At 57.9% G+C, this 23,019-nt stretch carries 24 protein-coding genes; 16 read left to right on the top strand and 8 right to left on the bottom strand.

Annotated elements, in window-relative coordinates:
* The first annotated feature begins 20 nt into the window (after positions 1-20).
* The 4 genes from ABVF61_RS10820 to ABVF61_RS10805 all read left to right on the top strand — a co-directional run bounded on the left by ABVF61_RS10820 (position 21) and on the right by ABVF61_RS10805 (position 3,634).
* Entirely contained in the window at positions 21-914 is an 894-nt protein-coding gene (locus ABVF61_RS10820) for a heme-dependent oxidative N-demethylase family protein (protein ID WP_353993519.1), read from the top strand.
* 126 nt (positions 915-1,040) lie between these two features.
* Complete coding sequence (locus ABVF61_RS10815) at positions 1,041-2,420, top strand: ABC1 kinase family protein (RefSeq protein ID WP_353993518.1); 1,380 nt, start codon at positions 1,041-1,043, stop codon at positions 2,418-2,420.
* Between the two features lie 160 nt (positions 2,421-2,580).
* Positions 2,581-2,862: an aa3-type cytochrome c oxidase subunit IV gene (locus tag ABVF61_RS10810; RefSeq protein ID WP_353993517.1), complete on the top strand. Its 282-nt coding sequence runs from the start codon at positions 2,581-2,583 to the stop codon at positions 2,860-2,862.
* 100 nt (positions 2,863-2,962) lie between these two features.
* On the top strand, positions 2,963-3,634 hold the full coding sequence (locus tag ABVF61_RS10805) for a pseudouridine synthase (RefSeq protein WP_353993516.1): 672 nt from the start codon (positions 2,963-2,965) through the stop codon (positions 3,632-3,634).
* Positions 3,635-3,654: 20 nt separating this feature from the next.
* Here the strand turns inward: ABVF61_RS10805 and ABVF61_RS10800 are convergent, their stop codons facing one another.
* The 3 genes from ABVF61_RS10800 to rpsU all read right to left on the bottom strand — a co-directional run bounded on the left by ABVF61_RS10800 (position 3,655) and on the right by rpsU (position 5,605).
* Complete coding sequence (locus ABVF61_RS10800; RefSeq protein WP_353993515.1) at positions 3,655-4,239, bottom strand: NAD(P)H-dependent oxidoreductase; 585 nt, start codon at positions 4,237-4,239, stop codon at positions 3,655-3,657.
* Positions 4,240-4,352: 113 nt separating this feature from the next.
* Positions 4,353-5,168: a tetratricopeptide repeat protein gene (locus ABVF61_RS10795; RefSeq protein ID WP_353993514.1), complete on the bottom strand. Its 816-nt coding sequence runs from the start codon at positions 5,166-5,168 to the stop codon at positions 4,353-4,355.
* 209 nt (positions 5,169-5,377) lie between these two features.
* Positions 5,378-5,605 (bottom strand): 30S ribosomal protein S21, encoded by a 228-nt coding sequence (rpsU, locus tag ABVF61_RS10790; protein ID WP_306144344.1) that lies wholly within the window; start codon positions 5,603-5,605, stop codon positions 5,378-5,380.
* A gap of 386 nt (positions 5,606-5,991) precedes the next feature.
* Here rpsU and ABVF61_RS10785 point away from each other — a divergent pair, with 386 nt between their 5' ends.
* Positions 5,992-7,389 carry an MATE family efflux transporter gene (locus tag ABVF61_RS10785; protein WP_353993513.1) on the top strand — a complete coding sequence of 466 codons (1,398 nt, stop codon included), beginning with the start codon at positions 5,992-5,994 and terminating at the stop codon, positions 7,387-7,389.
* 14 nt (positions 7,390-7,403) lie between these two features.
* Here the strand turns inward: ABVF61_RS10785 and ABVF61_RS10780 are convergent, their stop codons facing one another.
* The 3 genes from ABVF61_RS10780 to ABVF61_RS10770 form a co-directional block, all read right to left on the bottom strand.
* Positions 7,404-8,498, bottom strand: coding sequence for a 5-(carboxyamino)imidazole ribonucleotide synthase (locus ABVF61_RS10780; RefSeq protein ID WP_353993512.1), 1,095 nt, complete (start codon positions 8,496-8,498; stop codon positions 7,404-7,406).
* 24 nt (positions 8,499-8,522) lie between these two features.
* Positions 8,523-9,017, bottom strand: coding sequence for a 5-(carboxyamino)imidazole ribonucleotide mutase (gene purE / locus ABVF61_RS10775; RefSeq protein ID WP_353993511.1), 495 nt, complete (start codon positions 9,015-9,017; stop codon positions 8,523-8,525).
* Positions 9,018-9,151: 134 nt separating this feature from the next.
* Positions 9,152-9,349 (bottom strand): YdcH family protein, encoded by a 198-nt coding sequence (locus ABVF61_RS10770; protein ID WP_353993510.1) that lies wholly within the window; start codon positions 9,347-9,349, stop codon positions 9,152-9,154.
* A gap of 361 nt (positions 9,350-9,710) precedes the next feature.
* Here ABVF61_RS10770 and ABVF61_RS10765 point away from each other — a divergent pair, with 361 nt between their 5' ends.
* Entirely contained in the window at positions 9,711-9,890 is a 180-nt protein-coding gene (locus ABVF61_RS10765) for a YdcH family protein (protein WP_306144297.1), read from the top strand.
* A 61-nt stretch (positions 9,891-9,951) separates the two neighbouring features.
* Here the strand turns inward: ABVF61_RS10765 and ABVF61_RS10760 are convergent, their stop codons facing one another.
* Together ABVF61_RS10760 and ABVF61_RS10755 are read right to left on the bottom strand one after the other, a co-directional pair.
* A complete protein-coding gene (locus tag ABVF61_RS10760) occupies positions 9,952-11,586 on the bottom strand; it encodes an acyl-CoA synthetase (RefSeq protein WP_353993509.1) in 1,635 nt (544 codons plus the stop codon).
* A gap of 87 nt (positions 11,587-11,673) precedes the next feature.
* Positions 11,674-12,438, bottom strand: coding sequence for a sulfite exporter TauE/SafE family protein (locus tag ABVF61_RS10755; RefSeq protein WP_353993508.1), 765 nt, complete (start codon positions 12,436-12,438; stop codon positions 11,674-11,676).
* Between the two features lie 171 nt (positions 12,439-12,609).
* On the opposite strand from ABVF61_RS10755, the gene ABVF61_RS10750 reads away from it, so the two are divergent.
* The 10 genes from ABVF61_RS10750 to ABVF61_RS10705 all read left to right on the top strand — a co-directional run bounded on the left by ABVF61_RS10750 (position 12,610) and on the right by ABVF61_RS10705 (position 22,981).
* Positions 12,610-14,517, top strand: a complete 1,908-nt coding sequence (locus ABVF61_RS10750) for a propionyl-CoA synthetase (RefSeq protein WP_353993507.1) — start codon at positions 12,610-12,612, stop codon at positions 14,515-14,517.
* A gap of 135 nt (positions 14,518-14,652) precedes the next feature.
* Positions 14,653-15,444 (top strand): SDR family NAD(P)-dependent oxidoreductase, encoded by a 792-nt coding sequence (locus tag ABVF61_RS10745; protein WP_353993506.1) that lies wholly within the window; start codon positions 14,653-14,655, stop codon positions 15,442-15,444.
* A 370-nt stretch (positions 15,445-15,814) separates the two neighbouring features.
* Positions 15,815-16,579 carry an SDR family NAD(P)-dependent oxidoreductase gene (locus ABVF61_RS10740; RefSeq protein WP_353993505.1) on the top strand — a complete coding sequence of 255 codons (765 nt, stop codon included), beginning with the start codon at positions 15,815-15,817 and terminating at the stop codon, positions 16,577-16,579.
* A gap of 96 nt (positions 16,580-16,675) precedes the next feature.
* Positions 16,676-17,113, top strand: coding sequence for a MerR family transcriptional regulator (locus ABVF61_RS10735; protein ID WP_353993504.1), 438 nt, complete (start codon positions 16,676-16,678; stop codon positions 17,111-17,113).
* A 327-nt stretch (positions 17,114-17,440) separates the two neighbouring features.
* Positions 17,441-18,961 carry an ABC transporter substrate-binding protein gene (locus ABVF61_RS10730; RefSeq protein ID WP_353993503.1) on the top strand — a complete coding sequence of 507 codons (1,521 nt, stop codon included), beginning with the start codon at positions 17,441-17,443 and terminating at the stop codon, positions 18,959-18,961.
* Entirely contained in the window at positions 18,958-19,641 is a 684-nt protein-coding gene (locus ABVF61_RS10725) for an ATP-binding cassette domain-containing protein (RefSeq protein WP_353993502.1), read from the top strand. The genes ABVF61_RS10730 and ABVF61_RS10725 overlap by 4 nt, the downstream gene beginning before the upstream one ends.
* Entirely contained in the window at positions 19,635-20,360 is a 726-nt protein-coding gene (locus ABVF61_RS10720) for an ABC transporter ATP-binding protein (protein WP_353993501.1), read from the top strand. Before ABVF61_RS10725 ends, ABVF61_RS10720 begins: the two co-directional genes overlap by 7 nt.
* Complete coding sequence (locus tag ABVF61_RS10715; RefSeq protein ID WP_353993500.1) at positions 20,357-21,295, top strand: ABC transporter permease; 939 nt, start codon at positions 20,357-20,359, stop codon at positions 21,293-21,295. The genes ABVF61_RS10720 and ABVF61_RS10715 overlap by 4 nt, the downstream gene beginning before the upstream one ends.
* Positions 21,288-22,079: an ABC transporter permease gene (locus ABVF61_RS10710; protein WP_353993499.1), complete on the top strand. Its 792-nt coding sequence runs from the start codon at positions 21,288-21,290 to the stop codon at positions 22,077-22,079. Before ABVF61_RS10715 ends, ABVF61_RS10710 begins: the two co-directional genes overlap by 8 nt.
* Positions 22,076-22,981: a DMT family transporter gene (locus ABVF61_RS10705; protein ID WP_353993498.1), complete on the top strand. Its 906-nt coding sequence runs from the start codon at positions 22,076-22,078 to the stop codon at positions 22,979-22,981. The genes ABVF61_RS10710 and ABVF61_RS10705 overlap by 4 nt, the downstream gene beginning before the upstream one ends.
* Positions 22,982-23,019 lie beyond the last annotated feature (38 nt).

Here is a 23,019-nt window from a genome sequence, read left to right as displayed (position 1 = left end):
GGGGCGCGGAAGAAGTCTGAATGCCTTCACCTGCGAGCCAGCCGTTCCGCCACAGGCCCTACGACGGTTCCACGCAGCCGTTCACGGTCGGGTTGCGGCCCATTGGTGAGGAAGACTGGCTTGAACCTGACCCATTGCTGGAAGAGCATCTGAACGAAAAAGAACGCTTGTTCGCGCATGATCTTTCAGCAGTGTTTCGGGAAGAAGACAACACAGAAAAAAGCCAGGGCGAGGTTCTCGGGCTCGTCATCGAAAACTTGTCGCGTTTTCATGGCGCGACATATTCATTTAAGGGCGATACCGCGACGGTCGGACGACCGGGCCGCAAAATTCCGGTCAAAACCGCCCCGTTTCTGCTGACGGCATCCCGTCTGGTGCAGGAAGATCTGGTTATCATGCGACCAAGCCCGGAAGGCTACCGGCTGGTTTCAGCGTCGCTGTGCTTTCCGTCCTCCTGGCGCCTGTCGGAAAAAATCGGTCTCACCATGACGGGGATCCACGACGGCGTGCCGGGCTTTAACGGGTCACGCATGGGACAGGTGGTTGCCCGGCTCTTCGACAACCTCAAAGTCGGTCAACTTCTCTGCCGGTTTAACTGGTCGATCTACCCGGACGACAAATTGCACCATCCGATGCCCGAAGGAATTCCTTTCGATGTCGACAGCAGGACATTTGCCAGGCTGTTTCTGCGGGTTGAAAGGCAGACCCTGCGCAGGCTGCCTGAAAACGGCGACATCCTCTTCACCATCAAGATCCACCACGACCCGCTTTCTCTTCTCTCCCGCCAGGAAGATCGAGCGGCCATCGCCTCGAACCTGAGAGCGCAGCTGCTCGCGCTGCGTAACGACCAGTTGACCTACAAGGGTTTGACCAAGGCGCGGGACGAGATTGCCGCGGTTCTGCACCGCATGTGAATATGGATGGCGACGAATTGTCGACTGGTCCAGCTGGATTTCTTTGCCGTAGTTCATATTTGATGTGACAGTGAATTCTGTCAGGAATGCATAGTTTCAGATCTGCCGCAGGGAGTAGCTTGCCGAATGGCACAGTCCAAAGACCGTGAAAGCAATCGTTTCAGTGCCAGAATGGGGCGTTATGCCAAGGTCGGCACGAACATGAGCGGCATTGCGGCGAAATTCGCCGGTGCGCGGCTGTTCGGCATGAACCTCGACAACGCCAAAAATGCCGCAGAACTTGCGGAAGCCCTTGGTGGGCTGAAAGGGCCGCTGATGAAGGTCGCGCAGCTCTTGTCGACTATTCCCGATGCACTCCCGCCCGAATATACGACCGAACTTGCCAAACTGCAGGCAAGCGCACCACCAATGGGCTGGGCTTTCGTCAAGCGGCGCATGCGAGCGGAACTGGGTGCCGACTGGCAAGGCCGGTTCGCAGAATTCGGTCGGGAACCTGCTGCCGCCGCTTCGCTCGGGCAGGTGCACCGGGCAACGGCGCATGACGGGCGCGTCCTGGCCTGCAAACTTCAATACCCCGACATGGCGTCCGCGGTTGAGGCCGATCTCAAGCAACTGCAGATGCTTTTTTCGCTGCACAGGCGCATGAGCCCTGCGATCGACACGCGGGAAATCGCCAAGGAAATCAGCGCAAGGGTCCGGGAGGAGCTCGATTACACCCGCGAGGCGGCTCACATCGCGGTCTACCAGGAAATTCTCACCGACTATGACAATGTCCGCGTGCCGAGTGTCGTTGACGAATTGTCGACACGTCGCTTGCTGACAATGGGATGGCTCACCGGAAAACCGCTGCTTGACTACAAGGAGCACAGCCAGGAAGACCGGAACCATCTCGCGAAGACCATGTTCCATGCGTGGTGGCATCCGTTCAGTCATTTCGGCGTGATTCATGGTGACCCGCATCTGGGCAACTACACTGTGTTCGAGCAGGAAGGACAGCCGGCCGGGATCAATCTGCTCGACTATGGCTGCATTCGTGTATTCCCCGATTCCTTTGTCGAAGGCGTGGTTGACCTCTATCGGGGTCTCCTGGAAGAGGACAATGACCGTGTGGTGTCGGCCTATGAACGCTGGGGCTTCAAGAACCTCAAGAAGGAAGTCGTCGAAGTCCTGAATATCTGGGCGCGCTTCATCTATGGGCCGCTGTTGAGCGACCGCGTGCGATCAATTGCCGATGGCGTATCCGCAGCAGAATACGGCCGCAAGGAAGCCTTCAAGGTCCATTCCGCGCTCAAACAGCTCGGTCCGGTCACCGTGCCGCAGGAATTTGTCTTCATGGATCGCGCGGCCATCGGCCTTGGCGGCGTGTTTTTGCATCTGCGCGCCCAGCTGAATTTCTATCAATTGTTCAACGAGCAGATTGACGCCTTCGAAGCGGCAACCGTTCGGCGCCGTCAGGATGACGTTCTACAGGCAGCAGGACTTCGCGGCGCATCTCATGCGGCGTGAGGCTGCTTTTTGAGCCCAATACCGTCCCCGAGCCCAGCCCTGGCATGAGGCGGGCAAAAAGTCGCGTCAAACCGGCCTTATAATGCAATACGCCTCATTGCCGAACCGGCGTTCTTTATTGTATGAAGGCTGCCAACAGTGATTTTTTCTGGGGAACTTCATGTCTGACGAAAATGCACCCGCGATGGACTATGACTCTCACGAGCGGACTTACGAGGGTTTCATCAACTTCTCCAAAGTGGGCACCATTGCAGTTCTCAACATTGTGCTTTGCCTGATCCTGTTCGCTTTCGGCGGTACGACAGCGGTTGTGTTCGGGTGGCTGATGCTGATTGCCACGCTTGTGGCGTCCGCGATCGGACTGGCGCTGGGGGACTCAGGTTGGATCCCGCCAACGGCTATCTTCGTGCTGACCGGTGTGCTGGCGATCCTCACCGTCTAACCCGCGAAGGGTAACGGTTCACTGATCGTGGAAACACTTTGAAAGAGCGCGGCCTACAGCCGCGCTTTTTGTTTTTGCCAGTAAATCCGATACGGATCATATGTCCACGATTGCACCCGATTCGTTTGTCTACAGTCCGCCACAGGAGCCGTTCCTGCCGGTTCTTCATGCCGACAGCGATTTGCTGGTCGTGGGCAAGCCGAGTGGATTGCTGAGTGTGCCCGGCAAGGCTCCGGAGCATTCAGACTGTCTTGAAGCCCGGGCGCAGAGCATTTATCCGCAAGCGCGTATTGTTCATCGGCTCGACATGGACACTTCCGGCGTCATGGTGCTCGCGATGAATGCCGGTGCGCATCGGCATCTCGGTCTGCAATTCGAACGACGCAAGACCAGGAAGACTTACATCGCTGACGTCTGGGGACTGGTTAAAGAGGACAGCGGCGAGGTGGACTTGCCGTTGATTTGCGACTGGCCGAACCGGCCGAGGCAAATGGTCTGCCACGAAAACGGCAAGGAGGCGCTCACGAACTGGCAGGTGATCAGCCGGTTCGACAAGACGACACGCGTCAGGCTTTTTCCCCATACCGGTCGCTCACATCAATTGAGGGTGCATATGCTCGCGCTTGGGCATCCGATTCTGGGTGACCGCTTTTATGCCGAGGGGGAGGCGTTGGCAGCGTCGGGCCGACTGGCGCTTCATGCAGAGAGCCTCGAGCTGCATCACCCGACCGGTGGTGAACGGGTGACGTTCCACTCACGATGTCCGTTCTAGACGTTTCCCGGCCGTCGCACTCAGGCTGACCTACTTCCAAGTTTCTCCATCGTTTTCAGCCAGCGGCCGACTTGTGCCGGTTCGGCGTGTTCTACCATGCCGAAGACCGTGGACCTGACAGGTTTGAACCCGACGAAGCCAAGGATATTGCGCTTCAGGCTTTTCAGACTGTGTGCGCCATACCAGAGTTTGTAGGCAAGGGCGGGCATGCCGGTGGTCAGGACGATCCGTGCCGACTTTCCGCGCATCTTGCCTTTTGGCCAGCGGTCGCCCACTGAGCGTTCGAATGCGGTGTCATAGTGAAGAAGCTGTTCAAGAAAGGCCTTGGTATAGGCCGGCAGCGTGCCGAGCCAGAGGGGATAGATCAGCACCAGGTGATCTGCTTCCAGCAGGGCGTCACGCACGGGCCTGATGGTTTCCGGGCTCGGCTCGCTGGTGAAATCCGATGGTTTGCGGAGAATGGGAAAGTCAAGATCCGCGACACGGACCAGCTTCGGGCGATGTGCCGCCCGCTCCGCGCCAACTGAGTATGCTTTGGCGAGCGCGTGACAAAGGTGCTCGTTGTCCGGGTCCGGGTGGCCGTCCAGTATCAGGATGGTTTTCACGGCGCCTTCCATCGGTGTCAGAACAGATGCTGGAAGGTTCCAATGTAAACTGAGACTATTTTTTTCACGTTGATTCAGATCAGAGGGCACGCGGTTTGTGCTTGCAGTGATCGTTAGCCCTGACCGACCCGGCCGAGACCTTCACGCGCGATCTTGTTGGAATTGTCCAGTGACATTGCGCGGGAATAATTGCGGCGAGCGTCCTGCGGTTTGCCGAGCAATTCGAGTGCGAGCCCGCGATTTGCCCAGGCAACGGATGATTCCCGGTCCAGGTTAACCGCCATGGACAAATCCTCGAACGCGGCGTCCGGATCGTTGATCGCGAGGTAGGAGATGCCGCGGGCGATATATGGTGCGCTGGCTTTCGGGTTGAGGCCGATCGCAGTTGCAAAGTCCTCGATCGCGAGATTGTCCTGCTTTTGCGCCTGATAAATCAGACCACGATTGTAGAATGCGCGGGCATCACTGCTGTCACGGGCGATAACGGAGTTAAAATCGGCCAGCGCAGCGTTGTAGTTGCCCTGCTGGCGATAAATATTGCCACGACCAACATAGGCGACGTCGTAATCCGGCTTGATGTTGATCGCGCGCGTGTAGTCCGAAACGGCAAGGTCGGTCTTGCCTTGCCGGCGCAGCACCAGCGCCCGGTTCGCATAGGTCTGGTAGGACTGTGGATTGAGCTGGATCGCCCGGTTGAAATCTTCAATCGACTGGTCAAGTTTGCCGGCCTGGCCATAGGCAATGCCGCGCGTGCTATAGGCAGTCGCATCGGACGGATTCGAATCGATCACGGCGGTGAGCGAAGCAATGTTCGTGGATGAACCGGCAGACCTGTTGACCGGGACGTCATCATAAACGCCAGACGTGTTGCACGCAGCGAGTAGTGCGGCAAGGCTGAAAACAGTCGCGTGAGGCAGAAATTTGCGCATGCGGCACATTTGCTTTCTTACAGTCTAGCGTTTGAACATGCCGTACATCAGCCTCCAATAGGGCGGTAATGTGGCTGCGCTTATTTATGCTTACTTACGTCCAGAAGATTCTTTTTGAAAACGCCAAAAAGCCGACCGTATTTCGGTCGGCCTCACGGCAGATTTTCTTGATAAGGACGGTTCAAACCGCCGGGCGTACTCCAGCCGCTTTAGCGGCGAGCAGACTTGCCCGGAAGAAGACCTTCGCGCTGTGCCCGCTTGCGAGCCAGCTTGCGTGCGCGGCGGACGGCTTCAGCCTTTTCGCGCGCCTTTTTTTCTGACGGCTTTTCAAAGTGGCCGCGAAGTTTCATTTCACGGAAGATGCCTTCGCGCTGCATCTTTTTCTTCAGCGCCTTGAGCGCCTGATCGACATTGTTGTCGCGAACCAAAACCTGCACGCGTTTTTTCCTGTTCTCGATGCCCTGCGGACAACCGCAGACAAATTGGACCTTGATTAAAGACGCTTTGCCAGCTCTCCAATCGATCGTTCTGTCACCACGCCGCGATGTACCATTGCAGCAAATGGCTGCGATGCATTCACTTGTGTACAGAAGCCTGATCGCCGCTGACGCGTCGCTCACATGAGGCGGGTTAATACCAGAGGGACACGCGTGTGTCCACAGTCATTCGCAAATATTGCGGCCAAATTCCCGCGTGCGGTATGGAACCACGGCATGACAACCATGGACAGAATGCGCTTTCAGGACTAGAGGTGAGTTTCTCACCAGAACCCAAATGCCTCGTTCAAGAAGGCGGTTCATAGCCCCGATTGTTGGAGGAAGCAATGGCGCACCCTGCGTCACGGGATCCCGAGTCGTCCAAAAGCGCGACTTTGTGGCAAAGCGATATTCTACCGACGCTGTCGCTCGGAATGCCGCTGGCCGGGGCGCAACTGGCGCAAATGGCGATCAACACAACCGATGTCCTGATGATCGGGCGCCTTGGTGCGGTGGAACTCGCAGCCTCCGTGCTGGCGTTCAATTTCTACATGCTGTTGTGGTTCTTCGGCATGGGCGTGCTGCAGGCCGTCATACCTCTGGCAGCGCGCGCACGTGGTCAACGCAGGCCGCGCGACCTTCGCCGGGCCGTACGAATGGGTTTCTGGGTTTCGGTGCTGTTCAGTATCCCCGTCTGGGTTGTTCTCTTTTTCACCGAATCGATTCTGCTAAGGCTTGGGCAGGAACCTGAGCTGGCGCAGCTTGCGGGGCTTTACATGCGCGTCCTCCAGTGGACCATGCTGCCTGCGTTGCTGATCATGGCCATCCGGGGCTTTCTGACCGTTATGGAACGCACGCAGGTGGTCCTTTGGGCAACGATTGCCGGCGCAGTCGTGAACGCAATTCTGGATTATGTGCTTATATTCGGCCATTTCGGATTTCCGCGCCTGGAACTTGTCGGCGCCGGCATCGCCTCGGTCTTCAGTGCATCGACGACGTTCCTGTTCCTGCTTGCCTATTCGCTGCTGCACCCGAAACTGCGCCGCTACAATCTGCTTGGGCGTATCTGGCGATCCGATTGGCCAGTCTTTTTTCAAATTGTGCGCCTTGGAACGCCGATCGGCCTGACAATCGTTGCCGAAGGGTCGCTGTTCACGGCTTCGGCCATCATGATCGGTTGGCTTGGCACGATCCCACTGGCAGCCCATGGTATCGCGCTCCAGATCGCCTCACTCACCTTCATGGTTCCCGTGGGCCTGTCAATGGCCGCGATGACCCGGGTCAGTCTTGCCGCAGGACGCGGAGATCATGAGGGTATCGGCCGGGCAGGGTGGACGTCACTCGGCGTGACCACGTTTTTCATGGGCTGCTTCGCCGTGCTGTTCTGGACAATTCCGGAAACGCTTGTGGGGCTTTATCTCGACCTCAACGATCCGGAAGCGAGTGACGTGCTCGCCTATGGTGTCTCATTCCTGCTGGTTGCGGCGCTGTTTCAGCTCGCGGACGGCGGACAGATTATCGGCGTGAACAATCTGCGTGGACTTGGCGATACCACCATACCACTTTTCTATGCCCTGTTTGGCTATTGGATCGTCGGTCTCAGCCTGTCGCTCGGACTGGGATTTCTGGCCGGGTGGGGCGGTGTCGGCGTGTGGATCGGATTGGCTGGTGGACTGGCATGCGTCGCACTTCTCGCCAATTTTCGATTTGCACGCCGCGAGGAACTCGGACTGGTCAGAGGCTGACGCCAGGGTGGCGCTTAACCGGACTTCGGACCAATTCTGTTGACGTGCCCCATCTTTCGGCCCTCTCGCGTTTCGGCCTTTCCGTAAAGGTGGAGCTGCGCTGCCGGGTCGTTCAGAACGTCGCTCCAGGCGTCGACGTCAAATCCGATAAGGTTTTCCATCACAACGTCAGAATGGCGGTCCGATGAGCCGAGGGACCAGCCTGCGACGGCGCGAATATGCTGGTCGAACTGCGATGTCAGGCAGGCATCCTGTGTCCAGTGTCCGGAATTGTGAACACGTGGCGCGACCTCGTTGACCAGCAACCTTTCGCCTGTCTCATCGCGCACCAGAAACATCTCGACGCCCATGACTCCGACGTACTCAAGGCCGGCAACGATCTGCTCGGCCATGCGGCATGCCGTTTCAACGGTTTCGGGGCTGACGCCCGCAGGCACTGTTGAGGATTTTAATATATGATTTTCATGGTGGTTGCGGGCGACGTCGTAGCTGCGAACCGTCCCGTCGAGGGTCCGTGCAACGATGACCGAAACCTCGCATTCAAATGGGACCAACTCCTCCAGAACGGCTGGAACAGCACCAATGGCCTCGTAGGCTCCAGGCACCGTTTCATTGTCGCGGATCATGAGTTGGCCCTTGCCGTCATATCCGAAGCGTCTGGTCTTCAAGACGCCAGCCCCGCCAAATCCCTCAACCGCGTTTTCAAGATCTTCCTGCGAGTTGACTTCCGCATATCCGGCAATGGCCACACCGGCACCCGACAGGAACTCTTTCTCAAAGAGCCTGTCCTGCGAAACTTCCAGCGCACGCACGCCCGGGCGCACCGGCACCCGTTCATCGAGATGCGCAGCTGTCGGGCCGGGCACATTCTCGAATTCATACGTGACGACCGAAACCGTGTTGGCAAAGCGGTTGAGCGCGTCGATGTCATCATATGGCGCAACGGTGTAACTTGCGCTGACGTCGAAGGCCGGACTGTTTGGATCAGGGCAGAAAATGTGTGTTTTCAGGCCCAGGCTCGCCGCCGACTGTGCGAGCATCCTGCCAAGTTGACCGCCTCCGAGAATGCCTATCGTGTCGCCGGGCTTTAGCCGTTCTTTTGTCGTCATCACACTGTTCCGCGTTGCAGAAACCTAAGGAGTGTCGTTGGTTGGAAATTCCGCCACAGCGGCGGTCCGTTCCGCGCGGTAGGTGTCGAGAGCTGCCTCGACCGATGGATTACCGAGTGCCAGAACCGCTGCCGCAAGAAGGGCGGCGTTGGTCGCACCGGCTTTCCCGATCGCAAGCGTGCCCACGGGTATTCCTCCAGGCATCTGTACGATCGACAGAAGGCTGTCTTCACCGGAAAGAGCCCGGCTTTCCACCGGCACTCCAAAAACCGGCAATGGCGTCAGCGAGGCGGTCATCCCGGGCAGGTGTGCGGCGCCGCCGGCGCCTGCAATGATAACCTTGAACCCTTCCGCCTTGGCTCCCTTGGCAAATTCATACATTCGCTCGGGCGTGCGATGGGCGGAGACAATGCGGGCCTGATAGGTGACGCCCAGCTGATCGAGCGTATCCGCCGCATGTTTCATTGTCGGCCAGTCGGACTGACTGCCCATGATGATCGCGACATCCGCGTTTGCCATTATTAGCTCCAAAGTCCGGCGGGCTCAGAAAGGCGCGGAGTATATGCACAGTGCGGCGCATCGCAAGCAGGAAACCGTACCTTGGCGCAAATTTGCAGCCTGTGAGCGCATTCGCTGCACTGCCGGGCATGTTTTCAGGCGATAATGTCGGGAAAAAGCTGATCTTCCAGAGCTGTTATCCGGTCCTTGATCATGAGTTTTTTCTTCTTCAAGCGCTGCAGCTGAAGGACGTCATGGTTTGATGTCCCTGCAAGTGCCTCCACTGCGACGTCAAGATCTCTGTGTTCCTGACGAAGCTGTGCCAGCTCCATTCGCAAAGCATCCGTGTCCATTTGGCCCTCGATTCCCCCAGTACTCAGGAGACAAGTCCTAGTCCATTTTGTCACCTGCGGGCAAGATAGCATCTTTCGCGGCTGAGCCGTCTCATATGGGGTTGGACAGGGGAAAGTCATCAAACGACTGTCCAATATTTGTTCACAGCGTGAAGTCCTGATCCGGCAAATGAATTGGAGTTATTTTTCGAGCGTTTTGAAGCAGTTAATTGCGCCCGGTTTTTTAGAGTTTTCTAAGCATATCGGCATGAATGCATAATTTGACGGCGAAATGCGTAAGATATGCAGAATCTGCAATCGACAAGGCCAGATTTCCTGTGGCACGATGTTAACGTTGAGCCAACAGACAGGAGGTTTATCCATGTCAATGCAGTCGCATCTCGAAGAACTTGAGCGCCGTCACGCGGAAATGAAACGCAAAATCGAAGACGCTCTGATGCATCCGAGTACAGACTCACTGGAATTGGCTGACATGAAACGACAGAAGCTCAAGATCAAGGATGAGATTGAGCGAATAAGGCACGATAAAACTCTTCACTAGACGGTTTTACTGTCGAGAGAGAACCGGAACGCCGCGCTTTGTGCGGCGTTTTTGTTTTACGTCAGAGCTTCTTAGCTTCTTCACGCAGGGCAAACTTCTGGATTTTCCCGGTCGACGTCTTGGGCAAGTCGCAAAAGATAACTGTCTTCGGTGTTTTAAAGCCCGCAAGGTGCTGCCGGCAAAAGGCGATCAGGTCCGCCTCGCCAACATCCGCACCGTCTCTGATTTCCACAAAGGCACAAGGTGTTTCACCCCATTTCTCGTCGGGACGTGCAACGACGGCTGCCGCCTGAACGTCCTTGTGCTTGTAGAGCACGTCCTCGACCTCGATCGACGAAATGTTTTCTCCGCCGGAGATAATGATGTCCTTGGAGCGGTCTTTCAGCTGGATGTATCCGTCCGGATGCATGACGCCGAGATCGCCGGAGTGAAACCAGCCTCCCTCAAAGGCCTTCGCCGTAGCGTCAGGGTTCTTCAGATACCCCTTCATGACCACGTTGCCGCGGAACATGACTTCCCCGAGGGTTTCTCCGTCAGCAGGCACAGGCGCGAGCGTTTCCGGGTCCAGGACCGTCAGATCCTCCAGAGCGACATAGCGGACACCCTGCCGCGCTTTTTTCTGAGCCTGCTGTTCCAGCGAGAGAGCGTCCCACTCCTGCTGCCAGTCATTGACCACCGCCGGTCCGTAAACTTCGGTCAAACCATAGAGATGCGTAACGTTGAAGCCGGCGGTTTTCATCGCCGCAAGCACGCTTTCGGGGGGTGGTGCGGCAGCTGTGAAGAATTCGATTTCGCGGTCAAGATCCCGTTTTTGATCGGCTGACGCGTTCAGGAGCGTCGACATGATGATCGGGGCACCGCACAGGTGGGTCACATTTTCATCGGCGATCAGGCTCCACATGGCATCCGGCCTGACCCAACGCAGGCACACATGCGTGCCGGCAACAATGGAGATCGACCAGGGAAAACACCAACCGTTGCAGTGAAACATCGGCAGCGTCCAGAGATAGACCGGGTGCTTAGCCATTGACGCGGTGATCACATTGGCCTGCGCCAGCAAATATGCGCCGCGGTGATGATAAACCACACCTTTGGGATTTCCTGTCGTGCCGGACGTGTAGTTCAGCGTGATCGCATCCCATTCGTCATCCGGCAACGACCAATCGTAGTCAGGGGCGCCCGACTGCAGGAAGGCCTCATAATCAAGCGTTCCAAGACGCTCGCCCTCTTGTGGGAATTCCGGATCGGAATAGTCGATCACGGTTGGGGTCACTGTCGCGAGTGAAAGGGCTTCCTTAACGACAGGCGCATATTCGCGGTCCGTAATCAGTACCTTGCAATTCGCGTGATCGAGCTGGAAGGCAATGACTTTGGCGTCGAGACGCGTGTTCATGGAATGCAGCACGGCCTTTGTCATCGGAACGCCGTAGTGGGCTTCGAGCATTGGCGGTACGTTGGATAGCATCACGCTGACAGTGTCGTTTTTGGAGATGCCGAGGGACGCGAGTGCAGATGCGAGCTGGCGGGCGCGGCGGTAGAAAGTCCGGTAATCGGTCCGCTGCTTGCCGTGGACAATGGCCGTCTTTTCCGGAAAGACATCGGCTGCACGCGCCAGGAAACTGAGCGGGCTGAGCGCTGCATAGTTGGCGGTGTTCTTCTCTAGCCCCTGTTCAAAGGGGCTCGTGCCGGCATTCATTGCCTTCCTCCCACGGTATCGGTCTGTTTTGGATATCAAATCCGGAAACGCCGTGCCGCGCAATCTCCCATGTGACATCGATGCAGGCTAGGCGAGCAGGTTCGTTAGACCGTCATAGGTCAACTTCGCACCAATCAGACCCATGAACACGTAGATGAGTTTGTAGAACGTGTCGGCATTGATGATCCTGATCAGGCGAACGCCCGCGAGGGTCGCGACCAGGGCCAAGGGCATCAGAACGAACGACGTTGCGAGATTCGTCGTGTCGAACTGACCGAGAAAGAAATAGGGCACAACCTTGATGGCATTGACGGTCGCAAAGAAGATAACGGCTGTACCAGCGAACAGCAGCTTCGGCATTCTGAGCGGAACCGTGTACATCTGGTAGGGCGGCCCGCCGGTGTGACTGATGAAGCTGGTGAACCCTGCGATGCCGCCCCAGAAGAAGCCCCAGAACGGCTTGTGCCCGCTTGCCGTTTTCTGCTTGCGCCGTTTGAAAACATAGTCCGCAACGAAGGCAAGCGAGGTCACGCCTACCAGGAGTGTGATGAAATTGTCGTTGACATAAGCCGCCGCTGCCCAGCCGACGATGATGCCTACGACGGCGGCCGGCAACATGATCGCGAGACAGGTCCAGTCCGCGCGGCCCCGATAGGCAAACAGCGCAACGACATCCATCAATAAGAGGATCGGCAACATGATCCCGGCCGCCTGAATAGGGGAAATCACCAGGGTCAGGATCGGTACCGCCAGCATGGCCAGCGTGCCGCCGAAGCCACCCTTGGACAGGCCAACGAGGATGACCGCCGGTATTGCAGCAGCGTAAAACCAGAAATCGACGATCGGGATCATATGTGGCGGGAGTCGTTTGGGTAGAGCCGTTGGACGCGGAAACAAGCATACCAAAGTGCTTACGTAAAGCCCCGACCGTCTAATTGCCTACACTTCGACACTTGCATTTCCTGCTTCCCTTACAGCACTCTGTCACCAAAATGCCGAGGCGGCTTTTGGGAGGATTATGAGATGGCGAGCCGGTATCAAGAGGTCTATCAGGGCTGGAAAGAGGATCCGCTGGGTTTCTGGAAATCGGCAGCGGCGGAAATCGACTGGATCTCAAAAAGCGAGAAGGTGTTCGATCCCGACCAGGGCCAATACGGTCGCTGGTATCCGGATTGGGAGTGCAACACCTGTTACAATTGTCTCGACCGGCACGTGGAACGCGGACGCCCCGGACAACCGGCACTCATATACGACAGCCCGATTACCGGAAAAAGCGCGACTTACACCTACGCCGAGCTTCTTGAAGAAGTAGAGGCGTTTGCTGCGGTCCTCAGCGACAAGGGGCTCACGAAAGGCGATCGTGCGATCATCTATATGCCAATGATTCCCCAGGCGGTGATGGCAATGCTCGCCTGCGCGCGCCTCGGCGTCATACACTCCGTGGTGTTCGGCGGATTTGCTGCAAACGAACTGGCGACGCGGATCGACGATGCCACCCCCAAGGCGATCATCGCAGCCTCCTGCGGCATCGAGCCGGGCCGTGTCATTGCCTACAAGCCGCTTGTCGACAAGGCGATAGAACTCTCCGACCATAAGCCTGAAGCCTGTTTTGTGTTTCAGCGCGAGGAACTGGCCGCGGAGATGGTCGATGGGCGGGATCATGATCTTGGCAGCCTGGTAGGCGATGCGATTGCAGCCGGGCGAACCATCGAGCCTGTTGCGGTCAAGGCAACAGACCCGCTTTATATCCTCTACACATCGGGCACAACCGGGCAGCCAAAGGGCGTCATTCGAGACAATGGCGGACACATGGTGGCGCTCAAATGGTCCATGAGCAATCTCTATGACGTTCAGCCGGGCGAAGTCTTCTGGGCCGCGTCCGATGTCGGCTGGGTGGTGGGGCACTCCTATATCTGCTACGCACCGCTCCTGCATGGTTGCACGACGGTGCTGTTCGAGGGAAAACCTGTCGGAACACCGGATGCCGGCGTTTTCTGGCGCGTGATTTCCGAACACAATGTCGTGTCGCTGTTCACTGCTCCGACTGCCTTTCGGGCCATTCGCAAGGAAGATCCGGAGGGGGAGCTGATCAAGAAATACGACCTCTCCCAATACCGGTCCCTGTTTCTGGCGGGAGAGCGGGCCGACCCGGAAACGGTCAACTGGGCGATCGAACAGCTGCAAGTACCGGTTATCGACCATTGGTGGCAAACGGAAACGGGCTGGTGCATCGTCGGCAATCCGCTCGGACTTGGACAATTGCCGGTCAAACCCGGTTCTCCAACAGTGCCCATGCCGGGTTACGACGTCCAGGTTCTGGATGACGCCGGTCATCCGCTCGGCGCCAATACGCTTGGCAACATTGTGGTGAAACTGCCGTTGCCGCCAAGTGTCCTGCCGACGTTGTGGAACGCCGACCAGCGCTTCTTCGATGCCTATCTCGCCGAGTTTCCCGGCTACTACAAGACATCCGATGCCGGGATCATCGATGACGATGGCTATCTGTCGATCATGGCCAGAACGGACGATATCATCAATGTGGCCGGTCACAGGCTCTCAACCGGTGGCATGGAAGAGGTTCTGGCAGCGCATCAGGACGTCGCGGAATGCGCGGTCATCGGCATTGCGGACAAGCTCAAGGGACAGCTGCCGTGCGGTTTTGTGGTCCTTAAGTCCGGTGTCGAGAGGGCGCATGACGAGATCGAAAAGGAACTGGTGAAGCTGGTGCGGGAGAAAATCGGTCCTGTTGCCGCTTTCAAGATAGCGATCACGGTCGACCGCTTGCCGAAAACCCGCTCCGGCAAGATCCTGCGCGGCACAATGCGTCAGATTGCCGATGGCGAGAGTTACAAGATGCCAGCGACCATCGATGACCCGGCGATCTTGGATGAAATCACCGACGCACTGAAATCGCACGGGATTTCCGCTTAGGCGTCAGGGCTTCCGTAACTGGAGGCCGGGATCAGCCATCGACACCGCCGTTATTGACGCTTAAGGTCGGGCCGCCGTCTAGCGGCCCGCGTGACAATCGACGCGGATTGTAATGTGTCAACCGTGAGGTTTTTCGTGTCGTTGGAGAATAAGGTTGCGATCGTCACAGGCGGAGCCAAGGGTATTGGCTTTGCCGTCGCCAAACGCTTCTTGAGCGATGGGGCCAAGGTCGTCGTCGCGGATATCGATGACGCAGCCGGGGAAGAAGCGGTCGAGGATCTCGGCAGCCTCGGCGAGGTCATGTACATACACTGCAACGTGGCAGAGCGTCTGGACGTGCGCAACATGGTTGCCGAAACGCTCAATGCGTATGGTGACATTGATGTTCTGGTCAACAATGCCGGTATTGTGGTCGGCGCTGAGTTTCTCGAGCTGGAAGCAGACGACTTCGACAGGATCCTGTCGGTCAATCTGAAGGGCGCATTCCTGTGCTCGCAGGCTGTTGCCCGTCATATGGTGGAGAAGGTCGAAGGCGGCGGAGACCCTGGCTGCATTATCAATATGACGTCGGTCAACTCCGTGCTCGCCATCCCCAACCAGATCCCCTATTGCGTGTCCAAAGGTGGTCTGTCACAGCTGACCAAAACAACAGCGCTTGCGCTTGCTCCTCACGGCATCCGTGTGAATGCCGTCGGACCGGGATCGATCATGACCGATCTTCTTTCCTCGGTGAACAACGATCCTGAAGCAAAGCAGCGGCTCATGTCCCGCACGCCTTTGCTGCGCATCGGCGAGCCGTCCGAAGTGGCGGGCGTCGCCGCGTTCCTTGCATCGGATGACGCCGGCTACGTGACCGGCCAGACAATATTCGCCGACGGCGGAAGGATGGCGCTGAACTATACTGTTGCGGTGCCTGAAGACGACTGATCGGGTGCGCATTGTCAGGCCTCTCAATCCACGCTTCCGATGAGAAAATTCAAGTCGGAACCACACACGATTCGTTATGTCTTCTAGCGTCTACGTGTTGCCTTTTCCCAGCCTTAGAGCAGGAGTGCGCGGCGGCCCGGATACTTATCCGCAAGCACCTTGAGTTCCTGAACCCGTTCGGTCTTGAAATGCCGGCTGTCTAACGCTTTGCTGGAGTCTAGGCCCGCCTTCCGCACGGATTTGCGGCGCAAGTGTACAAGATACTGTTACTTTCCGGCGAAACAGCGACTTGACCCTGACACTAGTGTCAATCCGATAAGCCTTTGCGCACACCAAAATTGCAGCAATGGCAAACAGGATTAGAAGCGCAATGACACGAACAAACAACTGGCAGGACAAAGTCGCGATCATTACCGGAGGCAGCTCTGGCATTGGCAGGGCCCTCGCACTCGCTCTGGCAAGCAATGGGGCCAAAGTGCTTGTCACCGGGCGCAACGAGGCACGACTCGCAGATATGTCCGACAGCCATGGGTCGATTGAGACGCTCAAGGCCGACAGCTGCGAACCGGCAAGCGCCAAACGGATCATCGAATCGGCGACGGACAGGTGGGGGCGGCTCGACCTGATCGTCAACAATGCAGGCGCTGGTCAACCGCTTCAGATTGCCGACTACGACGCCGGCCTGATTGCGAAGATGGCAGCGGTGAACATTATCGGGCCTTCGCTGTTATTAAAGGAAGGCCATGCAGCGCTGCGGGCGAGCCAAGGTGCAATTGTCAATGTCGGATCCGCGGTGTCCAGAAACGCGGTACCGATGGTCGCCCATTATGCGGCCACAAAAGCCGCGCTGGAACATCTGACCCGCTCTTGGGCCGTCGCGTTGGCAAGCGACGGTATCCGGGTGAACGCGATTGCTCCCGGACCGGTCAAGAGCGGTGCCTTGACGGGTATGATGGGATTGCCGGACGAGGTCGCGCAGCAGATTGAAGCACAGGAAACAAGGCAAATTCCGCTGGGACGGCGTGGGATTCCGGCGGATATCGTGGCGTGGGTTCTGCGGTTAGGCAGCCCGGAGAATGAATGGCTGACGGGGCAGGTTCTGACCGTGGACGGCGGCTGGACGCTACGCACCTGACTTCCTGGGTACTGCCGGGCGGGCTAAATCCCCGCCCGCGATCTTTGACCTTCGATCAGAGTACATACATAGAGCGCCAAGCGGAAAGGGAATGGAATGCAAGCCAAGGAAGCTGCCGACAGGCTGGGACTTACGCAGCGCATGCTGCGTCACTATGAGAAATCCGGGTTGCTGGACATTGGCCGGACTGCAAGCGGCTACCGCGTCTACAGCGAGACTGATTTGCGCCGGGCTGCCCGCATTCGCGATTTCATTGCGACCGGTTTTTCAATACGTGAAATCCGGGCCATGAGCGCTTGCCTCTCCGATGAAGGAGCCGGACCCTGCCGGGGCGGTATCAAGCGCCTGATGGAAAAGCTTGAGCATATCGACAGGCTGAGGGCGGAGCTCGACCAACGTCGCTCAGCCGTTGTTGAACGTCTTGCCGAATTGAAGGAAGGCCTTGCAGATCACGACGAAAAGCATGTGCAGGACGAGACGCTCAATGCTTCGCCTGCCAGGCGTGTGAGCGCCGGTTTCGACCTTCCCATCTAAGGTTAGCGGAAACACAATCAGCGTCCGATCTGCCGGTCATCAAACTGTCGGGCGCTTGCAACACCAGGTTTCCGCTCGAGACATCAAGCCCTTCGGTCGCCAGGTTGCGAAGTGCTTTCGGCGGCTGCCCTAGCCGGTTCGGCTGACTTGTCAAAACTACCTGTATGCACAGGCATAGTTTTGAAATGTTATAAAGTAACAAATTCCTTGCGGAAGTTTTTTTTCTACGCTAACCCGAATGGACGAACGACCTCGATTTCGGCTGAGATCGATCGTCTGAAAATCCTTACACAGCCTGTTGGTTTGCGGAATACGGGGAAAACGACCATGTCCATTTTAGCAAGGCTTGCCTTTGCCGTCGCTTTGATTTTTGCCGGCGCACTACCCGCTAGCGCGCAACAAGGAAGTCTTACGATCGCTTCTGGCGGACCGACCACTGAAACGCCCGATCCGCGTGCACGCTATAACGGTTGGATGTCCAACCAGACAGGTGTCACGGAAACACTTATGGGCATCGACTACGATCTGACCCTTTACCCTCGGGTTGCGGAATCCATCGAGCAGACAGCCCCGACCACCTGGCGCGTCACCCTGCGTGAAGGCGTGATGTTCCATGACGGTTCGCCTGTCACGGCACAGGCCGTTATCGACGCGATCGCGCCGATCTCGCAGGAAGATCACGGCGGTTACAATGCACGGATCGCCAGTCTTCTGGATCTGGCGGGTATGACGGCAAATGGCGACCGGGTGATTGTTTTTGAAACGAATTCGCCAAATGCGGCATTCCCCTGGACTTTGTCTGAGCCCGGCATTGCGGTGCTTGGACCGGCTTCAGATGCGTTCCCGATCAATGCCACCGGACCTTATGTTTTCAAGGAAGCGATCCCGGGCCAGCTCTACCGTGCAGAGGCCAACCCGAATTACCGGCTTGGTACACCCGGACTGGCGGAAGTCCGTGTTGTCGCGGCTGATGATCCGGCGACCGCTGCTCTGGCCTTTGAAGCGGGCGAAGTCGACATGGTGATCAATTATCCTGAGTCTGATTTCGAACGTATCCAGAGCACAGGCGCACAAGGTTTTTCCGCACCGACGACGCGTCTTTATTTCTACTCCGTCAATGCGGCCGACGGCCCGATGGCCAACCCGTTGATCCGGCGCGCCGTTTCGCTGGCGATCGATCGCCAGGGTGTTGTTGATGCCACTCTTGCCGGTGTCGGCGGTATTCCGGCCGGTACGATCTTTCCGGCCGGACTGGGGTGGGCAGCCGATATCGCGCCTTCCTATGACCCGGCTGCGGCAGAAGAACTGCTCGCCGAGGCGGGGGCCGTCAAAGAAGGCGGGCGCTGGATGCTGGACGGGTCTCCTTTGGAAATCGACATCGTTACCTACTCCTCGCGGGCGGCTCTTTCGCCGACAGCAGAACTGACGCAGGCATTCCTGCAAGCGATTGGCATCACTGCAAACGTGCGCGTTGGCGAATACGGTGCCAGCAACGATGCGATCGCCGCCGGTACGGCAGATCTTTTCCTGCAAGCCTGGGTCAGCACTCCGCAGGGTGATCCCGGCGCGTTTCCCGAAGCTTTGGTGAAGACCGGCGCTGGATCCAATGCTGGTGGCTACTCCAACGCTGACCTGGACAAGCTGCTTGAAGATGGCCGTTTGACCTTCGACGAGGAAAAGCGCGCAGCGATCTACGACGACGTTCAAAAGGCGATTGCTGAAGATGCCGCGCTGATACCCGTTTTCCACGTCAGCCAGGTCAATGTCGCCCGTCCCGGTCTTAAAGGATACAAGGTGCACCCGACTGAGACATATTGGGTAACGCACGAGACTACGCTCGAGGAATGACCCTTTCAGTCAGTGGCCTGAGCGCCAGTCGCTCAGGCCGAACCATTCTGCATCCAACATCCCTGAGCATCGAATCTGGCGAGAGAATTGGATTGGTCGGCGCCTCCGGCTCCGGCAAGTCCACGCTTGGAAACGCTCTGGTCGATGATTTGCGTCGAAGAGGCCAAAGTGTCGCTCATGTTCCGCAAAGTCCGGATGAGGCGCTTGATCCGCTGCGCAGCCTGAAATTTCACTGGGCCGAAGCCGAGCGCGCGCTCGGTCTCGCGCCCGATACAGCGCGTCAGCAATTGATTTTCAAGGCGCTTCGGATCGAGGACGGTGATCTTCGCAAAAGGCCTTGGGGCTGGAGTCGCGGGATGCAACAACGCTTTGTCATCGCGATGGCCTTGATGGGCGCACCCGATCTTCTGGTCCTTGATGAACCGACATCCGCTCTGGACCCGGTAGTGGCCGCACGAACCATGGATTTGCTGGATGATCACCTGTCGGGCGGCAGAACCGCAATGCTGCTGATAACCCATGACCTCGGCCTCGCAGCCCGTAGGGTGGATCGATTGATTGTGATGGACGACGGGAAAATCGCCGAGGACGCCCCGACGCAAACCTTGCTCAATGCCCCCAAAACGCCAACAGCACGGTCCTTGTCCGCGCATCGAAACTGGCTGTCATTGCCATGCTGAAGCTCGAAGATGTGTCCGTCACGCGTGGCAAAGTCGTGACATTGCATGACGTCTCCCTGACACTTGCACCTGCCAAAACGCTCGCTGTCGTCGGGGAAAGCGGTGCAGGAAAATCAACACTTCTTGCCGCTGTATTGGGTCTTGTCAGGCTTTCGAAAGGCAGCGTCACCTGGATGGACGACAGCGTGCACCGCTGCCATCCTGCGCTGGTTATGCAGGAACCGCGTGCCGCTTTCAATCCTGCGTTGAGTTTGCGCCGGTCTGTTGCCGAGCCACTCAAGGCGCGCAAGCTGACATTGGACAAGGCGCGGCTGGAAAGGCTTTGCCGAGGCCTCGAACTCTCTCCGGATCTACTGGATCGCCGACCGAGCGAAGTATCGATCGGTCAGGCACAGCGGGTCGGGATCCTGCGTGCTCTTATTGCTGCTCCGGCCCTGGTGCTCTTCGACGAACCGCTCTCCGCCCTGGATGCGGTGACGCAGAAGCATACGGCCCGTCTGATCAGCGAATTGCAGGTCGAAGAGAAATTCGCGGCACTGATTGTTACACACGATCTTGGATATGCAGCCGCGCATAGCGATGAAATTGCGGTGCTTCGCAGTGGCCGCATCGAAGAAATCGCAACGGCCGAAGCCTTTGTCGCGCGCCCTCAGACCGACTATGGCCGGACGCTTCGCGATGCAGCCTTCTCGCTGGGTGCGCTGGAGGGGGCTGCGTGACACAAGCGTTGTTCGGACTTCTTTTGCGCGCCGCGGTCGTGCTGGCCGGGACTGCTCTGGCCACCTTTGCCTTGCTCTGGAACGCGCCTGGAGATCCCGCTCTGGCGATTGCGATCGCGCGTTACCATTCCGTGGTATCACCGGAGATCATCGACAAGATCCGGGTTGAAGCAGGGCTCAATGCAGGTTTTTGGACCGCATTTCAATCATGGATAGGCCCGATCCTGCAGGGTGATTTCGGCAATTCATCCGTGAGCGGACGGCCCGTATTGCCAGAACTTGCGGCGGCCACCTTTTATACTGTGCCGCTCGCACTCGCGGGCCTGGCAATCGGTCTGGCGCTTTCCATTCCGCTTGCGATCTTTGCCGCCAAACGGCCGGGAAGCTGGATCGATCGTGGTGCGGTTGCCATCGCTTCGCTCGGCGCAGCCATACCTGCATACTGGCTGGGGCTTCTGCTCATTCTCCTTTTTGCGGTCAATCTGGCCTGGCTGCCGGCCATGGGCGCGCGCACGCCCGCCCATGCAATCCTGCCCGCAATGACGCTCGGCCTTGGTGTGGCGGCATCTCTCACCCGGATCATCCGTTCCGGCATCCTGGAAGCGCGCGGACAGCCCTTCCTGCCTGCTTTCAGGCGGCGTGGCATCCCGGACAAAGCCATCGGCCGCGATCACATTGCACCCCATGCCGCTATTCCGGTGGTGACTGTTTTCGGCCTGGAACTGGCCTTTCTCCTGGAAGGCGCGGTCATGGTGGAGGTGATTTTTGCGCGTCCCGGCCTTGGCAGCTTTCTCGTGAGTGCGATCGAGGCCCGGGACTTTCCCAAAGTGCAAGCTGTCGTGCTTCTCGCTGCCCTGTTGTTTGTCATCGTGAACCTGCTTATCGATCTGTTCTACCGCGTGATCGACCCGCGCATTGGAGAACGGGATGCGTAGCGTCATTGTCCTGATTATCTGCCTGGTCCTTCTCACGGTCTTTGGGCCAATGCTCGCGCCTTATGATCCGACCGCGATCGACATTCCCAACCGCCTGCAGCCGCCTGGCGGTCAATGGCTTCTTGGAACGGATGCCCTTGGGCGGGATATCCTGTCACGCCTGCTCTATGGAGCCCGCTGGTCTTTGGGTCTGGCATTTCTCGTGTCGGTTATCGGACTTGCGGCCGGAACGCTTGTCGGCCTGATTGCTGCGCTCGGAGGGAAGACTGCCGACTGGCTGATGATGCGGACGACGGACACGTTTCTCGCATTTCCCGAACTCGTTGCCGCCGTCGTGATTGCTGGTGTTCTGGGGGCCGGTACGGGCAGTCTGATTTTTGCGCTGAGCGTCACCGGATGGATGCGCTACGCGCGGGTTGCGCGCGGGATCGGCCTCTCGCTCGCGACACGCGGCTACGTGGTTCAGGCAAAGCTTGCCGGGGTCTCCTTGCCGTCTATCGCCCGCTGGCACTATCTGCCTTCTTTGATGCCTTCGCTTACCGTGGTCTGGACCGGAATGTTCGCCCGAGCCATCCTGGGCATTTCAGCCTTGGGCTTTTTAGGGTTCGGTGTGCAACCGCCTTTGCCAGAATGGGGTACGATGCTGCTTGATGCGCGCATTCACATGCGCTCCAGCCCGCTCCAGATGATCTGGCCCGGATTGACGGTTGTCGGCTGTGTCCTTGCGATCAACCTTGCCGGAGATGCACTCCGTGATGCTTTGGCTCAAGGAAATGAAACATGAGCAGCATGGATCGTCCTGGACTTGGCATAGGGCTGCGCATTCTGTCGGGCTTTCTGGGTGCCGGCATGTTCGTCAGCGTCAAGGCTGTAAGCGAGGATGTGCCTCTCGGCGAGATCGTTTTCTTTCGGGCCTTTTTTGCACTGATACCCCTGATCATTTTCCTATGGCTGAGAAACGAGTTTCCCCAGGGCCTGGCAACAAAAAGACCGATTGATCACCTCATACGGTCAGCTTTCGGAGCTTTAGCCCTGTTCACTTCGTTTGCAGCAATCGCTAGGCTGAATGTGGCTGAGGCCATCCTGATCGCGCAGCTTTCCCCGGTGCTTATGGCTGTGGCTGCCGTTTTCCTGTTGTCGGAGAGAATAACCGTCTGGCGTGTCGGGGGCGTTGGGCTGGGTTTTGCCGGCGTTGTTGTTCTGGTCTGGCCGGAATTGAATGCGGGCGCCGCGGGTGAGGGACGCCTTATGGGCTATATCCTCGGTCTGGTGTCCGCTGTTCTGACCGCGCTCGCCCTTATCATGGTGAGGAGCTTGAACCGCACAGAGAGCCCGGGAGCTATCGCCCTTTACTTCGTCATTGCGTCGATGATCGGTGCGTTGTTCACGCTGCCTTCGGGGTGGATCATGCCGGATGGAATGACCCTGGTTCTTCTCATCAGTGCGGGGCTGTTTGGCGGTTTCACACATATCGCGATGACGCTCGCGTTTCGCTACGCGGAGGCGTCGCGCCTCGCACCTTTCGAGTATGTCGCGCTGCTCTGGCCGATCGCCGCCGACCTCCTGATCTTCAGGCTGCCGCTTTCCACGTCTTTTCTGCTGGCGGCTCCGCTCGTGCTGGCCGGTGCTGCGCTGGCCGCAGCAGAAGGCAGAGGGCAAGCCAAGAAGGCACGCGCAGCGTCCTGAGGAAAACGTCAGCCACCCAGCGACTGTCGCGGGTGCGC

It is taken from the genome of Roseibium sp. HPY-6 (assembly GCF_040530035.1).
In the GTDB taxonomy this organism is placed as follows: Bacteria; Pseudomonadota; Alphaproteobacteria; order Rhizobiales; family Stappiaceae; genus Roseibium.
The sequence above is the reverse complement of the archived record's forward strand: the minus strand, read 5'-3'. Positions and strand labels throughout refer to the sequence as shown.

What these genes read in the sequence shown, in the direction of transcription:
- ABVF61_RS10820 (WP_353993519.1), top strand. Translation starts at nt 21, where the DNA reads ATGCCTTCACCTGCGAGCCAGCCGTTCCGCCACAGGCCCTACGACGGT.
- ABVF61_RS10815 (WP_353993518.1), top strand. Translation starts at nt 1,041, where the DNA reads ATGGCACAGTCCAAAGACCGTGAAAGCAATCGTTTCAGTGCCAGAATG.
- ABVF61_RS10810 (WP_353993517.1), top strand. Translation starts at nt 2,581, where the DNA reads ATGTCTGACGAAAATGCACCCGCGATGGACTATGACTCTCACGAGCGG.
- ABVF61_RS10805 (WP_353993516.1), top strand. Translation starts at nt 2,963, where the DNA reads ATGTCCACGATTGCACCCGATTCGTTTGTCTACAGTCCGCCACAGGAG.
- ABVF61_RS10795 (WP_353993514.1), bottom strand. Translation starts at nt 5,168, where the DNA reads ATGCGCAAATTTCTGCCTCACGCGACTGTTTTCAGCCTTGCCGCACTA.
- ABVF61_RS10785 (WP_353993513.1), top strand. Translation starts at nt 5,992, where the DNA reads ATGGCGCACCCTGCGTCACGGGATCCCGAGTCGTCCAAAAGCGCGACT.
- ABVF61_RS10780 (WP_353993512.1), bottom strand. Translation starts at nt 8,498, where the DNA reads ATGACGACAAAAGAACGGCTAAAGCCCGGCGACACGATAGGCATTCTC.
- purE (WP_353993511.1), bottom strand. Translation starts at nt 9,017, where the DNA reads ATGGCAAACGCGGATGTCGCGATCATCATGGGCAGTCAGTCCGACTGG.
- ABVF61_RS10770 (WP_353993510.1), bottom strand. Translation starts at nt 9,349, where the DNA reads ATGGACACGGATGCTTTGCGAATGGAGCTGGCACAGCTTCGTCAGGAA.
- ABVF61_RS10765 (WP_306144297.1), top strand. Translation starts at nt 9,711, where the DNA reads ATGTCAATGCAGTCGCATCTCGAAGAACTTGAGCGCCGTCACGCGGAA.
- ABVF61_RS10760 (WP_353993509.1), bottom strand. Translation starts at nt 11,586, where the DNA reads ATGAATGCCGGCACGAGCCCCTTTGAACAGGGGCTAGAGAAGAACACC.
- ABVF61_RS10755 (WP_353993508.1), bottom strand. Translation starts at nt 12,438, where the DNA reads ATGATCCCGATCGTCGATTTCTGGTTTTACGCTGCTGCAATACCGGCG.
- ABVF61_RS10750 (WP_353993507.1), top strand. Translation starts at nt 12,610, where the DNA reads ATGGCGAGCCGGTATCAAGAGGTCTATCAGGGCTGGAAAGAGGATCCG.
- ABVF61_RS10740 (WP_353993505.1), top strand. Translation starts at nt 15,815, where the DNA reads ATGACACGAACAAACAACTGGCAGGACAAAGTCGCGATCATTACCGGA.
- ABVF61_RS10735 (WP_353993504.1), top strand. Translation starts at nt 16,676, where the DNA reads ATGCAAGCCAAGGAAGCTGCCGACAGGCTGGGACTTACGCAGCGCATG.
- ABVF61_RS10730 (WP_353993503.1), top strand. Translation starts at nt 17,441, where the DNA reads ATGTCCATTTTAGCAAGGCTTGCCTTTGCCGTCGCTTTGATTTTTGCC.
- ABVF61_RS10725 (WP_353993502.1), top strand. Translation starts at nt 18,958, where the DNA reads ATGACCCTTTCAGTCAGTGGCCTGAGCGCCAGTCGCTCAGGCCGAACC.
- ABVF61_RS10720 (WP_353993501.1), top strand. Translation starts at nt 19,635, where the DNA reads ATGCTGAAGCTCGAAGATGTGTCCGTCACGCGTGGCAAAGTCGTGACA.
- ABVF61_RS10710 (WP_353993499.1), top strand. Translation starts at nt 21,288, where the DNA reads ATGCGTAGCGTCATTGTCCTGATTATCTGCCTGGTCCTTCTCACGGTC.
- ABVF61_RS10705 (WP_353993498.1), top strand. Translation starts at nt 22,076, where the DNA reads ATGAGCAGCATGGATCGTCCTGGACTTGGCATAGGGCTGCGCATTCTG.